Here is a 16,105-nt window from a genome sequence, read left to right as displayed (position 1 = left end):
GGCATGAGTAGCCCAGCCCCTTAGGCGCCGGGCACCACGGTGCCAGCGCCGCCGTCGACCGTCACTTCCTGGCCTGTCCTGAGCAGCGAGGTGGCGTCGGCGACTCCCACCACGGCGGGGATGCCGTACTCCCGGGCGACCACCGCGCCATGGGAATTGGGGCCGCCCATCTCCATCACCAGGCCGCCCGCCGTGAGGAACAGCGGGGTCCAGCCCGGATCGGTGGATCGCGCCACGAGGATCTCCCCCGGTTCCAGGTGGGCGCCCACGGGGTCGAGGATGACGCGGGCAGGCGCTGTCACCGTCCCCGCCGACGCCGGGCTCCCGGACAGTGCCCCGGCATCCGCGGTTCCGACGGCGGTAAGCAGCGTTTCGGGTTCCGTTCCGTCCGAGAGCAACATCCGCGGAATATGGCGCCGCTCAAGTTCCAGGTAATAGGACTCCTGCCGCTGCGCCACGAGATCCTGCATGTCTGCACCGTCCAGCGCCTGGTTCGCTTCGGCGAAGTCCAGGAAGAAGATGTCCTCTGCCCGGGCGAGCCGTTTCTGTTCCGCCAGCATGGCGCCGACTTCGGCCAACTGCTTCCGGACCTCCGCCAGCGCCAGGACGATCTGGAACTTGGGGAGTTCGCGCAGCCCGGCGAAGAGCCTTGCCCGCCGCAGCGCCGCCCGGACGGCCACGGCGCGGAGGCGTCCCCTCGAACGGGCCTCGGCCACCAGCCGCTCGATTTGTGCGTCCGCTTCTGCCGCTGCCTTGCTGAACTGGCGGTTGGGGGCGCGTTCCGGGTCCTCCAGCCGGAGGTAGTTGGCGAGGACGCCAAGAATATGGGTGGGGTCATCCCGCCAACGAGGCATGCCGACGTCGATCTCGGCGACAGCCCGGTGTCCGTAGCAGGCCAGGAATTCTGCCAGGCCCGCTTGGGCCGCGGCCGGCAAGTGGCCCGCGGCGAAGCGCTGCGCCAGTACCGTTGGGGGATGCCCGGTGAGCACGGCCAGCGATTCGGCGTCGGACTTGATCGCCGTAGCGACCCGCCACAAATCGAGGTCCATCTCGGTTGTCACGTTGTTGGGCAGGCCGCGGAGCACGGGCTGGAGGTCGATGTTTCGATTCGGCCCGGCACTGTCCTTGCCGGCGCTGTCCTCGCCAGCACCAAAAAGTTTCCCGGCACCAAGGAGTTTCCCGGCGAGCCCGAGCATGGCGAAGCCCAGGCCGGCCAGCGGGAGCACGGCCGGAAGGTTGGGGAAGAGCCGCGAGAGTATCCCCTCGGCGTGGTCAAGCCGCGCGCGCGGGGAAGCACCCTGGGGCAGTTCCAGCGTCGCGTTGAACTCCGCGGTGAAGCGGTTCAGGCGTTTGAGGGCCGCATCGGGACGGACCAGCGCCCGGATCGCTGCTTCCGGCACGCGGGCCCGCGCGGCGATGGGGACCACGTGTCGGAGGAGGTCCCAGGGCGTGCGGCGGGTGATGGAGAGTCGCGGGTCGTCGAACACGCTGCGCAGGACTTTGGCGGAGCGTGCCTCCATGACGTCGAAGACGTTCGGGACGATCCGGCGGCCCACGGTGCTCCGCGCGGCGGCGGTCAGGTCGATGAAGATGCGCTGCCCGGCTTCGGCGTAGGGCGGGGGCCCGCTGCGGGGGTCCGGAACGTCAAAGCCGGCGCCGGCAGCAACCGACGAGCCGATCCGCCTGAGGGCGGCAAGCCCCATCGGAGTCAGCGGCCGGGTGAGGCCCTGCGCGAGGCTGAAGCACAGGTAGACACGCAACTCCTCCCCCGGGCTGCGCCGTTCCGGGGCCTTCCCCGGCAGTGGGTAAAGCGTGGTGATGGGCCGGGACTGGGTCAGCCAAACTTTGCCGTCGCCGTCGAGCGCCCACTCCGTGTCCTGCGCGGCGCCGTAGTGGGCTTCGGCCTCGCTCCCCAGCGCTGCGAGTTCCCGGATCTGCGCGTCGGTCAGGCACGCGTGGTTCGGAGCAACCTGGTCTGTGCCGACTCGTTGGTCAGCGTGGGCGCCCTGGTATGCGCCCTGCTCGACGTATTCGGTGCCTCCCCCGGGCAGCGGCCGGACAGCCGTCCGTTTGTCCCCCAGGCGGCGCTGCAGGATGGCACCGGAGGCGGTGTCCACGACGAAGTGGTCCGGATTGACGGTGCCCGACACCACCGCCTCGCCGAGCCCGGGACTGGCGTCGATCACAGCCTCCCGGCGCCTGCCGGTGACCGGGTTCGCGGTGAACATCACCCCCGCCGCCTCGGCATTCACCATGCGTTGGACGACGACGGCGAGGGCCACCGTTGCGGGGTCGATATTCCGGCTGGCGCGGTACGCCACCGCCCGGTCAGTCCACAGCGAGGCCCAGCACTTCCGGACGGCATCCAGCAGCGCCACTGCGTCTATGACGTTTAGGTAGGTGTCCTGCTGGCCGGCAAAGCTGGCGAAGGGAAGGTCCTCGGCCGTGGCCGAGGACCTTACCGCGACGGGAACGCCATCCAGCGCCCTGTAGGCCGTGAGTATCTCCCCGGCGACCTCCGTCGGCAGTTCTGCCGCGGTAATCAGGCTGCGGGCCCTGCCGGCCAGGCCCGCGAGGGCTTCGAGGTCATCGGCCGGGGTGTCCTGGAGGGCGCTGTGCACCTCTGCGAGCCCCAGCGGCTCCACGGCCTGGACGTAGGCCTCGGTGGTCAGGCAGAACCCGTCCGGCACCGGGAGGCCGGCCGCGAGCAACTCGCCGAGGTTGGCGGCCTTGCCGCCAACCTGCGGCAGCATGGAGGCGCGGAGGTCCCCGAGGCCGAGCACCAGCCCGCTCATGCGCTACGAGGCGCCGAGCATCGGTCCGAAGCTGGCGCGGTCGGCGAGCCGGGGGTCTTCCCGGTCCGGGACCACCATCACGGGGCTCTTGGCGTGGTGCAGGACGCCATCCGACGTCGACCCCAGGAGCATGCCGGTAAAGCCGCCGCGGCCACGGGTTCCCACGACTATCAGCTCAACGTGCCGGCTGGCCTCCACCAGCACATCCACGGGCGAGCCGTCCAGCAGGCGGGTCTCGATGGCCAGCCGCGGGAAGTGGCTCTGCAGCCAGGCCACCCCAGCCTTCAGCTGGACCTGGATATCGGCGAAAAGCGCTTCCCGGTCCAGCGGGGCCGGAACCCAGGCAAGGGATCCGCTGTACTGAGGCACGGCGCAGATCACGCGTAGCGGCGCACCCAGGCGTTCGGCCTGCTCCGCGGCTTCCAGGACCGCGACGCGGGCCTGCTCGGACCCGTCCACCCCCACGGCCACGACCTGTTCCACAGGGCCGTGGCCGGCCTTGGCCTGCTCGGCCCGGATGTGTTTGTCCTGTGTGGTCTCGCCCAGACGGTCGGAGCAGATCAGCGGAACCGTGACCGTGGGGCATTTGGCGTGGGCCGGAAGCGCGCTGCTCACGGAGCCGAGGAGGCGCCCTACGAAGCCGCCCCGCCCCCGTGTCCCGAAGACCAGCAGCTCGGCGGATTCGGACAGGTCTAGCAGCACGCCGGAAGCGTCGCCGTTCTCGACCGAGGCACTGACGTTGATGTTGTAGCCGGCCGCCTTGTCCACGGCATGCTGCAGGATGGCCTCGGCGCCCTCGCGGATCACCGAGTCGTCCACGGTGGCATAGCCGCCGTCGAGTCCGGATGCGGCAAAGATGGGCACCGAGTAGGCGGTGACAATGTGGAGGGGACGACGGCGGCGTTCGGCTTCACGGGCAGCCCATACGAGGGCGCACTGGCCGTGGTCCGAACCATCGACGCCGACGACGATTCCTTCGGGCCTCGCGTGCCGGGCACCGCCATCCCGTGCCGGGTCGGGATGCAATTCGTGTGCGTCCATTCGGTCCGCCTCCTCGCGATACTGCCTGATGATGCGGCTATTCTGCCAGAAGCAGCCCGTCTAGCCGTCACCGGCAGGCCGTCCGGTTCCCGGTTATGCACAGCCTGCCTTAAGTCCAACTATTCTCGGTCGGCGACCTCTTAGCAAGCGGGCCCCCCGGGGCTCTGAAGGTCCTCTCGGAAGGCTGTTTTCCACGCCTTCCAGGCGCTCCTCCGGCATTGCACGGGGCGCTCCGGTGACGCCGCGCAAAGCCCTGCAAACGAATGTTTCCGGAGGGGTATCCAGCGACCAAAAAATTCTGTAATGTCGAGGCACCATCGGTCCGGATTGTGCCTCGACCGCACAGCCGGAGATGTCTTGTGTCTGCTTGCTGGGGCAGTGGACGGTGCACGGGCGACGATGCCCTGCGCTTCGAAATTCTCGAGGAGGAAGCTGTAGTGTCACGCATGCCAGGTCTCAGCGGCGCAGAACGGACCACCACTGTGGTCATCGGTACCGGACTTCCCGGTTTGGCCATCGCCTCGGAACTCCGACGCCGGGGGGTTGATTCAATCACCGTCAGCCGGCTTGAATCCCCCGGCGGCCAGTCGTTCCAGAAATCCGGGCACCAGCGCTGCGACGACGCCGAGGCAGCGTCAATCCAGGAGCGGAACGAAATCCTCCGGCACCTGCGCAACTACGCGTCAAGCCACCAGTTGGACATCCGCAGTGACACGTCTGCCGTGTTGCTCGACAAGATGGGGCCGGGGGCGGAAGCCTCACTGCACCGCTGGGCCGTGCATACCCCGGACGGCGTCCTGCTGGCCGACCACATTGTGCTCACGCGCTGTGCCCACAGCCAGCTGCGGCGCATGCTCACGGACCTCGGCATCTCCATTGGCACCAACCTCGTCGCAGCCATGCGCGCCATAGGCATTTACTTGGTCGGTGTGGGTGAGCTCATCACGCCAACGCCGAAGGAAGTGCTGCGACAGGCCAAGGTGGTGGGCCAGGCCATCTCGGCGAAGGTCTACCCGGACAGTGTGCCGTCGGTGCTGACCGGAAGCTTCCCGGCGCTGCCCGCCGCGGCTGTCTGAAGCGGGCGCCGGAGGTCGACGTCTGTTAGGCCGCGCCTCCGCCAGACTCGGCACCGTCATTGTCATCGTCGCCCACGCCGAGCCTCCGGCGTGCCAGCACACCGAGGGTGACGAGCAGGCCGAGAGCCACGGTTGCAAACACCACGATGCTCCACGGGAAGGGCTCCGAGGAATCCGGGGCAGTGCCCGTCGCCTGCGTGGCTCCCGGCTGCGGCGTACCGACGGTCTGGACCGGCGCCGAGGTTGACCCCGCCGCAGCGGCCGTGGCGGTAAAGCCGAACGTGCCCTCGATCGGATGGGAATCCGAGCTCACCACGCGCCACACCACCGTGTACTTCCCGGCAGGTGCGCCATCCCGCAGCTTCTGCGAGGCGACGTTGTCCACGATCTCCACCTTGCCGTCGGCCCAGTCTGTTCCGGCGGCATCGGTCACCTTGACCTGCGAGCCGAGCCCCAGCGGGGTGTTGTTGAAGGTTATCGAGACCTTGGCGGGAACTGTCGCCACTGTGGCGCCGTCGGCCGGGCTGCTGGATTCGGCGGCGTCATGCGCGGAAGCGGGTCCCGCCGTAAGGAGCAGGGCGACGAGCGCGAGTGCGCCAAGGAGGGCGGACAGCAGCTGGCGGGTGAAACGCATGGGCGGACTACTCCTAGTGTTGACTTCCTTACACACTAGGCGAATTTGCTGGGTAGGCATTTGGCAACCTACTAGGATTCAAGTAACCCCCACACTCTCACCGGAGGACTAATGCTCAAGCAGGGCTCTGCACTGGACCGGTACTTCAAGATTTCCGAACGGGGGTCCAACCTCTCCCGCGAGATCCGGGGCGGTTTTGCCACCTTCTTTGCCATGAGCTACATCGTGGTGCTGAACCCCCTGATCCTGTCCGTTGCGGACTCCTCCGGCGCCACCCTCGGTTTCCAGGCGGTTGCTGCCGTCACCGCTTTTGTTGCCGGCATCCTGACCATCCTCATGGGAGCGTGGGCCAAGCACCCCTTCGCCATGGCCACCGGCCTGGGAGTCAACGCCTTCGTGGCCGTGACAGTGGCCACCAACCCGGGCCTGACATGGCCGGACATGATGGGACTGGTGGTCCTCTCCGGCGTCACCATGATGATCCTGGTCCTGACCGGGTTCCGGACCGCCGTGTTCCGGGCCGTTCCGGACGGGCTCAAGACCGCAATCGTGGTGGGCATCGGCCTGTTCATCGCCCTCATCGGACTGGTCAACGCCGGCTTCGTCCGGCGCGTTCCGGACGCAGCCGGCACCACCGTTCCGGTTGGTCTCGGCGTTGACGGCAAGCTCCTGGGCTGGCCCACTCTGGTGTTCGTGTTCGGCCTCATACTGACAATCGCCCTGCTGGTGCGCAACGTCAAGGGCGCCATCCTGATCGGTATCGTCGCCTCCACCATCCTGGCGGTCATCCTCGAGTTCACGCTCCACATCGGCCCCAGCTTCGACGGCAAAAATTTCAACCCGCAGGGGTGGTCCCTGGTTGCCCCCAAGTTCACCGAATGGGCCGCTCCCGATCTCTCCCTGATCGGCAAGGCTAACCCGATCGGCGCCTTCGGCCATCTGGGCGTCGTGGCCGCAGCGCTGCTCGCGTTCGTCATCCTGCTCAGCATCTTCTTCGACGCGATGGGCACCATGGTGGGCCTGGCCAACGAGGCCGGCACCGTGGACAAGGACGGCAATATCCCCAACGTTGACCGCGTCCTGCAGGTGGATGCCCTCGGCGCCATCGTCGGCGGCGGTGCGTCCGTCTCCTCCAACCAGATCTACGTCGAGTCCGGTGCAGGCATCGGCGAAGGCGCGCGGACCGGACTGGCCTCGATCGTGACCGGCCTGCTGTTCCTGGTGGCCATGTTCTTCACCCCGCTGATCAACCTCGTGCCCTTCGAGGCCGTGGCCCCCGCCCTGGTGGTGGTCGGCTTCATGATGGTGGCCCAAATCAGCAAGATCCACTGGCAGGACTGGGGCATCGCCCTGCCCGCCTTCCTCACGTTCACGCTGATGCCGTTCACCTACTCGATCGCCAACGGCCTGGGCGCGGGCTTCATCTCCTACGTCCTCATCCGCACCTTCCAGGGCCGCGCCCGCGAAGTGCACCCGCTGATGTGGGCCGTCGCCGCTGCCTTCGTCCTGTTCTTCGGCATCGGCCCGATTGAGCAGTCGCTGGGCATGTAGCAGCGGCAGTCCCCTGGGGTCTCGGTTTCCGGTATTTCAGACATCACGACGGCGGCGCGGCTGGCTTCCACTGGGTCCGTGCGGTGAGCTTGGAGCATGGACTTTCCTGTGCTCTCCGTTGACGTTCAACCCCGCCCTTGGACAGGCCGCTACGACGGCGGCGGCGACGCCCACCGCCGGTGGTGGCAGGCCGTAACGCCTGCCACCGATAACTCCGCCCTGAGCACCTCTACACAGCGCCCCGCAGTGATCCTCGGCTTCTGCAGTGACGAGGGCGTGCGCCGGAACAAGGGCAGGACCGGAGCAGCGGCCGCCCCGGCGGCCATCCGCACTGCGCTGGGCCCCCTCGCCTACCACTCGGACCGCCACGTCGCCGACGCCGGCGACGTGGCGGTCCGCGACGGCGAACTGGAGGCCGGCCAGGCCCGCGCGGGCCTCGCCGTTGCGGCACTGCTCGACGGCGGCCGCCTCACCGTGCTGCTGGGCGGCGGCCACGAAACCGCCTACGCCAGCTACCTTGGCGTGGCAGGGTCCCGGGCGGTCCGCGATGGCCAGCGGCTGGGCGTGCTCAACCTTGATGCCCACTTCGATCTCCGGGACGAGGCCGCTCCCAGCTCTGGGACCCCGTTCCTCCAGATGGCCCGCGCGGAAGCGGCCGCCGGGCGCGAACTGAGGTACGCCGTCGTCGGAATTTCCGAACCCAACAACACGCGCGCCCTGTTCAGCACCGCTGACGAACTGGGGGTGGAATACTTGCTCGATGAGGACTGCACCGCCGCGGCAGCCGAGGCCTTCGTGGCGGATTTCCTCAGCGGGATCGACGTCCTGTACCTGACCATCGACCTGGACGTGCTGCCGGCGGCGGTGGCCCCGGGCGTCAGCGCCCCGGCGGCGTATGGTGTTCAGCTGCCGGTGATCAGTGCCGTCTGCCGCCAGGTGGTGGCCAGCGGCAAGCTGCTGCACGCGGACGTGGCCGAGCTGAACCCGGCCTTCGACATCGACAACCGGACGGCCCGGGTGGCCGCGCGGCTGGTCAGCATCCTGCTGGGCTGAGCGTTAGTCCCGGGGTTCATCCAGGCCCGCTTAATGCTTGGGCTTGGGCTTGGGCTTCGGGGTAGGCCGGGCGGGCGCTTTGGGCTTCGGTGCGGGCTTGCTGACGATCGACGCCGGCGGCTTGGGGAAGGCGGCGGCGGGATAGAGCCGCGCCACCTGGAGCATGTAGTTCGCCCACTGCGGGCCCGCGACCATGTAGCCGTCTATGCGGTCGTAGTGCTTGCCGTTGACGGTGATGTTCCGGCCCGGACGCTGCTGGCCCTCGAGGGCGTCCCCGAAGAACGAGGCCGTGGCCAGGCCGGTGGTGTAGCCCAGCACCCAGGTGGCTCCGTTGCTGTTGTTGGTGCCCGTTTTGGCCGCCACCGGCACACTCTTCTGCACCTTGGGGTTGATGTAGATTCCGGAGCCCTTGTTGAGCATGTCCTGAAGGGCCTTGTTCACCCCGCGGACCACGTTCTTGTCCACGGTTTCGCTGCACTCCCGAGCCTCCGCCGAAAGCTTCTTGCCCGCCATGTCCGCCACTCCGGCCAGGGCCAGCGGCACGCAGTACCGGCCGTCAGCGGCGAAAGTGGCAAAGGCATTGGCCATGGTCAGCGGGGCAACGCCGGTGCCGCCCAGCAGGTTGCCCAGCTGGTGCATGTTGACCGGCGTCCCATCCAGCCCGCTGCGGAGCCCGACGGCGTTGACCATGTTCTGAATCCCGCAGAAGTCCAGCTGCGCGGCCTCGGCAAAGGTTGCCGTGTTGATGGAGTTGTAGAGCCCGTAGTCGGCCGGCATCTTGCGGTAGTAGCCCTCCGAGGCGTTCTGCAGGTCGTCAGCCGTTCCAAGCCCTGCCCTGCGCTGCTTCGTGCTGTAACCGCCGGCCACCTTGCCGCAGGAAGACCGCCAGCGGAAGCCCAGCGGGTACTCGCGCTTCGAGGCGTCCACTACCGTGGTCATGGTCTTGCCCTGGTGCAGCCACTCGGCGAAGGTGAAGGGCTTCATGGTGGAACCGGGCTGGAACCCGCCGGCACCGTTGAGGTCGTTGCCGTTGGCGTCCTTGGCGTCCACGTTGAAGTTCAGCTGGGTATCAAACTTGCCTGGCTGGGGCAGGTACACCGTGTTCTGCGCCATCGCCAGGACCCGGCCGGTGCCCGGCTGGACGGTAACCAGCGAAGCGCCCCACTTGTCCGGATTGGCGCCGGCGGTGGCGTTCACCTGCGTCTGGGCCTTGGCCTGCAGTCGGCTGTCCAGCGTGGTGGTGATGGTCAGGCCGCCACGGAAGAGTCGCTTTTCGCGGGCCTCTGTGTCAGCGCCGTAGGCCGGATTGTTGAGGAAGAGCCGGGTCACATAGTCGCAGAAGTACGGGGCCATGGTGGCAGCGGCGCATCCCTGGCGCGAAGGCCGCACCTTCAGGCCGACCCCTGAGGCCACGGCGGCGTCATGCTGCTTCCTGGTGATCATGTTCTGCTTGAGCATTTCGCCGAGGACCTGGTTGCGGCGTTTCAGCGAGTTCTTGGGGTTGGCCACGGGATCGTAGAAGCTGGGGCTGTTGACCAGCCCGGCGAGCAGCGCCGACTGGGGCAGGGTCAGCTTGCTGGCCGGAACGCTGAAGAAATACTGGGCCGCCGCCTCAATGCCATAGGCGCTGCGGTTGAAGAAGACGATGTTGAGGTAGCCCTCGAGGATCTGGTCCTTGGTGAATTTCTTCTCCAATGCCATGGCGAGCCGCATCTCGCGCAGCTTGTCCCCCATGGTCTTCTGCCCGCTGAGCACCACCTGGTCCTCACGGCCTTCGGAAACCAGGGACTCGTTCACAATGTTGGTGACGTACTGCTGGGTGAGGGTGGAGGCGCCCTGCCGGTCGCCACGGGTCAGGTTGCTGGTCAGCGCGCGGAGGACGCCCTGAGTGTCTACGCCGCTGTGCTCATAGAACCGGCTGTCCTCGATGGCGACGACCGCCTTCCGGATAAACGGGGACATCTGCTTCAGCGGAACGCGGACCCGGTTCTCTGAGTAGAAACTGGCGATGAGCTTGCCGTCCGCCGTCAGCATGCGGGTGGTTTGCGACGGCGCCGGCACCGCGAGTTCGGTGGGGAGGCCGTTGAAGTAGGAAATCGACTTGCTGACCGAGGTGCCGGCGAGGGCGGCCCCGGGCACCAAGAAGCTGGCCACGAGGACCCCGCAGAGGCAGCTGACAACCACGAACCCCAGCAACTTTGCCAGTGCAAGAGCCAAACGGGATACCAACCTTCTGCCTGCCATAATCCAAGCTCACCACACGATCGGTCGGAAAGCAGAATACTCGCTGCTCTCCGCGTGATTCGTGATCCGCGGGTCAGACCGGCGTGTGCGGCGCCTTTCCCTCGTCGCCGAATTTCTCGGCTGCCCTGCGTTCGCGGAGCCTGTCCAGGCGCTTCATGACCGGCGCCGTGGTGGCCCCGTGCAGCACCACGGACATGGCCACGACGAGTCCGATGATGCTCCACAGGTACTCCGTTTGGTCCCCGAAGCTGCCCTGGCCCAAGGCATAGGCAAGGTAATACAGGGACCCGATGCCCCGGATGCCGAAGAAGGAAATGGCGATCCGCTCCCGGGGACCGGTTTTGCCGCGGGCCAGCGCCAACCAGCCGGACAGCGGACGGACCAGGACCAGGAAGGCCAGCGCCGCGCCCACCTCGGCCCACCCGACGCCGGCCAGCAGCCCCCGCGCGATCGACCCGCCCAGGAGCACCAGGATGACCACTGTCATGAGCCGCTCGAGCTGTTCCACATAGGAGTGAAGAATGCGGTGATAGCCGTGGGTGCGCTCCTCCGCCCTGATGGTCACGGCACAGACGAACACTGCAATGAAGCCGTAGCCCTCGATCATCTCGGTCAGGCCGTAGGCCAGGAAGGTGGCGGCCAGCGCAACGAAGCCTTCGGAGTGGTTGGACAGCCGGATACTGTCGTGCCGGGCGGAGAAGAAAAGCCGGCCCAGGGCCTTGCCCGTGCCGTAGCCCAGCAGCACGCCCATTCCGATGCGCCACAGGACGTCCAGGCCGAACCACTCCGGAAACCAGGCCGACGGGGCGGTCCCCACGAGGCTCATGGCAATAGCCAGGTACACAAAGGGAAAGGCAAGCCCGTCGTTCAGTCCCGCCTCCGAGGTCAGGGCGAACCTGACCTCGTCCTCCTTGTCCGTGCCCTCCTCCGCGTCGGCCGGCTCGCCCACCTGCACCTCGGAGGCCAGCACCGGATCCGTGGGGGCCAGGGCGGCGGCCACGAGGAGCGCGGCGGCGAGCCCCAGTCCCAGCAGCCAGAGTCCGAGGAGCGTCAGGCCAAGCATGCACAGGGGCATGGCAATACCGAGCATCCGCCATGTGGTGGCCCAGTTCCGCCAGCTGACCGAACGGTCCAGCGCCAAGCCGGCTCCCATGAGCGAGATGATCACGCAGATCTCGGTCAGGTGCAGCGTCAGCTCGGGGTGCCGGACGGGGTTCGGGTCGGGGAGGTTGCGAAGCAAGCCGAAGGCGGCGGCGCCGGCCCCCAGGAAGACCATCGGCATGGAGATGGGAGCATTGCGCAGCGCCTTGGGCAGGATGGCGGCAACAAAGACGGCTACGCCCGCCGCGGCGAACATGATGCTGGCACCTTCAAACACGGTCACCTCCTGTGCCGGCGGCCACTCAGACCTGACCAACACTATCCGCCCGCTCCCGCGCCCGGGAGGGTAGACGGGCGCGGATCACCGCGCCTGAACAAAGCTAGTCACATGCTCTGTCAAATGACAGTCATCTGACCTTTGTGGCGCTTCCCGGTAGAATGGTCTCTTGCCCCCCGGCAAAAATCATAGAAAGTCAGTACATGAGCACAGCAACCATGGAGCGCCCAACCGCTCCTACGAGCGCGTCTCGCTCCGCGGATGCCCGGTCCATCGACTTGGCGTTCACAAGTGCCGATCAGGTCCACGACGGCCTGGAAAACGCGGTAGAGACGCTGATCGAAACGGCCGCCCAGGAAGGCACCTGCGGCATCAGGGTCACGCGCCGTGAGCCAGGCCGCTACACGGTGGCCCTCGACGAGTCTGTTCCCTTCGGTGAAACACACGAGGACATCGCAGCTTAACACGCGAAAAAAGCCCCCGATCCTGGACTCATTCTGGCCAAACGGCCGATGATCCAAGGTCGGGGGCTTTTTGATTTCTGGTGTGCGTTCTACCGCACGGCTTCAGCCGGACTACATCCGGCGCACCTGCACGCCGTCGGACTTCATAAAGAGCTGGGACTCATGCGCTCCACCACAGATCAGCCACAACACGTTGCCGCTCCGTGAGATTTCCTCCACCTCGCCTGCCGCAATAACGTGCGCATGCTTGATGATCTCAACCCGCTCGCCCACGTGCAGCGACCCCCAGTCGGAAACCGTAGCTGCGTGTGCAATGCGTCTGGACAGGACTGTCCCGCGTGCTTTCATTTGAACTTCTACCCCTTTGTGGATGTTCTTCTTACGCCACAGCCTCTTTGATGTGACTTTTACTACACCTTTAGTTCTACTACAGTCTCCGGCCTGTGTCCGGCGCGTTGCAGACTATTTCGGCACCGCCGGCAAATACATGCCGGCGGTGCACATTGTTCAACCTCAGGCGAGGTTGCCGACGGCGGATTCGGCTGCCACCCGCACCGCACCCGAAGCAACCAGCCGGTCGGCGGCCTCAAGCTCGGGTGAGAGGAACCGGTCCGTGCCGGGACCGCCGACGACGGTCCGGAGCGTTGCGAGGACGGCCGCCCCGGCAGGTCCCGGAGTCAGCTGGCCGCCGGAAAGCTGGGTGCGCATGTCAATCGCCCGTGCCGAGGTCACGAGTTCGATTGCGAGCACCCGGCGCAGGTTCTCCACGGCCTTCCGGAGCTTGCGGGCAGCGTGCCAGCCCATGGACACGTGGTCCTCCTGCATGGCGGAGCTCGGGATGGAGTCCACGGACGCGGGAACCGCGAGCCGCTTGTTGTCCGAGACCAGCCCGGCCTGGGTGTACTGGGCGATCATGAGGCCCGAGTCCACGCCCGGATCCGCGGCCAGGAACGCCGGCAGGCCGTGCGAGCGGGCCGGGTCCAGCATGCGGTCCGTCCGCCGTTCGGCGATGGAGCTGAGGTCCGCCACGGCAATGGCCAGGTAGTCGAGCACGTAGGCCACCGGGGCACCGTGGAAGTTGCCGTTGGAGCTGACCCGGCCATCAGGCAGGACCACGGGGTTGTCGATGGCGGCGGCCAGTTCGCGGGAGGCCACAAGTTCAGCGTGGTCGACCGTGTCCCGGACGGCGCCCGCGACCTGAGGGGCGCAGCGCAGGGAGTAGGCGTCCTGGACGCGGGAATCGCCCACGCGGTGCGAGGCAACGATCGCTGAGTGGGACAGGACCCGGAGCATGTTGTTGGCACTGGCAGCCTGGCCCGGGTGCGGGCGGAGGGCGGCGTGCAGCTCGGGCAGGAACACCTGGTCCGTGCCGAGCAGCGCCTCCACGCTAAGAGACGCGGTGATGTCCGCCGTCGTCAGCAGTTGCCGCAGGTCAGCGATGGCCATCAGGAGCATGCCCAGCATGCCCTCGGTGCCGTTGACCAGCGCCAGCCCTTCCTTCTCGGCCAGGGTCACCGGCTCAATGCCGTGTTCGGCTAGCAGCTCGGCAACCGTGCGCTGGCCGGCACCCCCGTAGAGTTCGCTGTCCGGTCCGGTTGCCTCCCCTTCGCCCATGAGGACCAGGGCGCAGTGGGACAGCGGTGCCAGGTCGCCGGAGCAGCCCAGCGAACCGAACTCGCGGACCACCGGGGTGATGCCGGCGTTGAGCACGTCGACCATGGTCTGCAGCACTACGGGCCGGACCCCGGTGCGGCCCGATGCCAGCGTCTTGGCGCGCAGGAACATGATGCCGCGGACCACCTCGCGTTCCACGGCCGGGCCCATGCCGGCGGCGTGGCTGCGGATCAGCGACTTCTGCAGCTGGGTGCGCAGCTCGCCGGGGATGTGGCGGTTGGCCAGCGCGCCGAAACCCGTGGAGATGCCGTACGCGGGCACGTCGCTGTGGGCCAGTTCGTCGATGTGCGCGCGGACTTTGGCGACGGCGTCCAGGGCTTCCTGGGAGATGGTCACCTTGGCGTTGTGGCGGGCGACGGCGAGGACGTCCTCGGGCGTGGCACCGCTGGCCCCGAGGGTAACGGTGAGCGGTTGGTGTGTAGTTACAGTCATGATGCCTACTTCTTTTCGTTCATCGGGATGCGGACGCCGCGCTCCCTGGCGACGTCGACGGCGCGGTCGTAGCCGGCGTCGGCATGGCGGATGACGCCCATGCCGGGGTCGTTGGTGAGGAGCCGTTCGAGCTTCTGCGCTGCGAGGTCCGTGCCGTCGGCGACGGAGACCTGGCCGGCGTGGATGGAGCGGCCGATGCCGACCCCGCCGCCGTGGTGGATCGAGACCCAGGTGGCCCCGGAGGAGGTGTTGAGCAGGGCGTTCAGCAGCGGCCAGTCAGCGATCGCGTCCGAGCCGTCGGCCATGGCTTCCGTTTCCCGGTATGGGGAGGCGACCGAGCCGGAGTCCAGGTGGTCGCGGCCGATCACGATGGGCGCTTTGACCTTGCCTTCCTTGACGAGCTGGTTGAACAGCAGGCCGGCCTTGGCGCGTTCGCCGTAGCCCAGCCAGCAAATACGGGCCGGCAGGCCTTCGAACTCGACGCGTTCGCCGGCGGCGTCGATCCAGCGGTGCAGGTGTTTGTTCTCCGGGAACAGCTCCTTGATGGCCTGGTCCGTGACGGCGATGTCCTTGGGGTCACCGGAGAGCGCCACCCAGCGGAACGGGCCCAGGCCCTCGCAGAAGAGGGGCCGGATGTAGGCCGGGACGAAGCCGGGAAACTCGAACGCCCGGCTGTAGCCGCCCTTGCGGGCCTCATCGCGGATCGAGTTGCCGTAGTCGAACACCTCGGCGCCGGCGTCCTGGAATTCCACCATGGCCTGGACGTGCTTGGCCATCGATGCCTGGGCCTTCTTGGTGAAGCCCTCCGGGTCCGCGTCGGCTTCGCGGTGCCACTCATCCACGGAGATACCCTCCGGCAGGTAGGACAGCGGGTCGTGGGCGGAGGTCTGGTCGGTGACGATATCGATGGCCAGCTCGCCGGCCTGGTGGCGGCGCAGCAGCTCGGGGAAGACCTCGGCGGCGTTGCCTACAAACCCCACGGACCAGCCGCGGCGTTCCTCCTTGGCCTTCAGGACCTTGGCGATCGCGGTGTCGAGGTCGGTCTCTACCTCGTCCAGGTAACGCTTGCCGGCCCGGCGGCGCAGTCGGGTCTCGTCGACGTCGACAATCAGGCACGCGCCCTCGTTCAGGGTGACGGCGAGGGGCTGCGCGCCGCCCATGCCGCCGCAGCCGCCAGTCAGGGTCAGCGTCCCGGCGAGCGTGCCGTTCTCATCGCCGGTGAGCTTGCGGGCGATCGCGGCGAACGTCTCGAACGTGCCCTGCAGGATGCCCTGGGTGCCGATGTAGATCCAGGACCCGGCCGTCATCTGGCCGTACATCATCAGGCCCTCGGCCTCGAGCCGGCGGAATTCGGGCCACGTGGCCCAGTCCCCGACGAGATTGGAGTTGGCCAGCAGCACCCGCGGCGCCCATTCGTTGGTGCGGAAAACACCCACCGGCTTGCCGGACTGGACCAGCAGGGTCTCGTCCTTCTCCATGGTTTCCAGGGTGCGGGTGATCGCGTCGAACGCGGCCCAACTGCGCACCGCCCGGCCGGTTCCGCCGTAGACCACCAGGTCATCGGGACGTTCGGCGACCTCGGGATCGAGGTTGTTCATGAGCATGCGCAGCGGTGCCTCGGTCTGCCAGGACCTGGCGGTGAGCTCGGTGCCGCGGGCTGCTTTGACCGGGCGGGCACCGGTGGTGAAATCGGCGGGTGCCATGGTGGCTCCTTCGTATTGCGGGTATGTGGTGTATCGCTGTTGCGTGTTGCGGAATTCTTG

General features: G+C 67.4%; 12 protein-coding genes. 4 read left to right on the top strand and 8 right to left on the bottom strand.

Annotation, left to right across the window (positions count from 1 at the left end):
• Positions 1-20: 20 nt before the first annotated feature.
• On the bottom strand, positions 21-2,795 hold the full coding sequence (locus QFZ23_RS03705; RefSeq protein ID WP_306920589.1) for a PEP/pyruvate-binding domain-containing protein: 2,775 nt from the start codon (positions 2,793-2,795) through the stop codon (positions 21-23).
• A 3-nt stretch (positions 2,796-2,798) separates the two neighbouring features.
• Positions 2,799-3,836 (bottom strand): universal stress protein, encoded by a 1,038-nt coding sequence (locus QFZ23_RS03700; RefSeq protein ID WP_306920588.1) that lies wholly within the window; start codon positions 3,834-3,836, stop codon positions 2,799-2,801.
• A 446-nt stretch (positions 3,837-4,282) separates the two neighbouring features.
• Here QFZ23_RS03700 and QFZ23_RS03695 point away from each other — a divergent pair, with 446 nt between their 5' ends.
• Positions 4,283-4,912 (top strand): FAD-binding protein, encoded by a 630-nt coding sequence (locus tag QFZ23_RS03695; protein WP_306926643.1) that lies wholly within the window; start codon positions 4,283-4,285, stop codon positions 4,910-4,912.
• Between the two features lie 25 nt (positions 4,913-4,937).
• Here QFZ23_RS03695 and QFZ23_RS03690 read toward each other — a convergent pair whose 3' ends face one another.
• Positions 4,938-5,546: a copper resistance CopC family protein gene (locus tag QFZ23_RS03690; protein WP_306920587.1), complete on the bottom strand. Its 609-nt coding sequence runs from the start codon at positions 5,544-5,546 to the stop codon at positions 4,938-4,940.
• 111 nt (positions 5,547-5,657) lie between these two features.
• Here QFZ23_RS03690 and QFZ23_RS03685 point away from each other — a divergent pair, with 111 nt between their 5' ends.
• Positions 5,658-7,097, top strand: a complete 1,440-nt coding sequence (locus QFZ23_RS03685) for an NCS2 family permease (RefSeq protein WP_306920586.1) — start codon at positions 5,658-5,660, stop codon at positions 7,095-7,097.
• 96 nt (positions 7,098-7,193) lie between these two features.
• Positions 7,194-8,150, top strand: coding sequence for a formimidoylglutamase (gene hutG / locus QFZ23_RS03680; protein WP_306920585.1), 957 nt, complete (start codon positions 7,194-7,196; stop codon positions 8,148-8,150).
• Positions 8,151-8,180: 30 nt separating this feature from the next.
• Here the strand turns inward: hutG and QFZ23_RS03675 are convergent, their stop codons facing one another.
• Both QFZ23_RS03675 and QFZ23_RS03670 read right to left on the bottom strand, forming a co-directional pair.
• The gene (locus QFZ23_RS03675) at positions 8,181-10,394 is read right to left on the bottom strand and encodes a transglycosylase domain-containing protein (protein ID WP_306920584.1); all 2,214 of its coding nucleotides are present in this window, start codon (positions 10,392-10,394) and stop codon (positions 8,181-8,183) included.
• A 73-nt stretch (positions 10,395-10,467) separates the two neighbouring features.
• The gene (locus QFZ23_RS03670) at positions 10,468-11,772 is read right to left on the bottom strand and encodes a cation:proton antiporter (protein WP_306920583.1); all 1,305 of its coding nucleotides are present in this window, start codon (positions 11,770-11,772) and stop codon (positions 10,468-10,470) included.
• A gap of 203 nt (positions 11,773-11,975) precedes the next feature.
• On the opposite strand from QFZ23_RS03670, the gene QFZ23_RS03665 reads away from it, so the two are divergent.
• Entirely contained in the window at positions 11,976-12,236 is a 261-nt protein-coding gene (locus tag QFZ23_RS03665; protein WP_306920582.1) for a hypothetical protein, read from the top strand.
• A 111-nt stretch (positions 12,237-12,347) separates the two neighbouring features.
• On the opposite strand, the gene QFZ23_RS03660 is transcribed toward QFZ23_RS03665, so the two are convergent.
• From QFZ23_RS03660 to hutU, 3 genes are all read right to left on the bottom strand, one after another.
• The gene (locus tag QFZ23_RS03660) at positions 12,348-12,584 is read right to left on the bottom strand and encodes a hypothetical protein (protein WP_306920581.1); all 237 of its coding nucleotides are present in this window, start codon (positions 12,582-12,584) and stop codon (positions 12,348-12,350) included.
• Positions 12,585-12,749: 165 nt separating this feature from the next.
• Positions 12,750-14,342 (bottom strand): histidine ammonia-lyase, encoded by a 1,593-nt coding sequence (hutH, locus tag QFZ23_RS03655; RefSeq protein WP_306920580.1) that lies wholly within the window; start codon positions 14,340-14,342, stop codon positions 12,750-12,752.
• A 5-nt stretch (positions 14,343-14,347) separates the two neighbouring features.
• Positions 14,348-16,045, bottom strand: a complete 1,698-nt coding sequence (gene hutU / locus QFZ23_RS03650) for a urocanate hydratase (protein ID WP_306920579.1) — start codon at positions 16,043-16,045, stop codon at positions 14,348-14,350.
• Positions 16,046-16,105: the final 60 nt, after the last annotated feature.

This window comes from Arthrobacter globiformis (assembly GCF_030818015.1).
Taxonomy (GTDB): domain Bacteria; phylum Actinomycetota; class Actinomycetes; order Actinomycetales; family Micrococcaceae; genus Arthrobacter; species Arthrobacter globiformis_C.
This window is presented reverse-complemented; position numbering and strand designations above follow the sequence as displayed.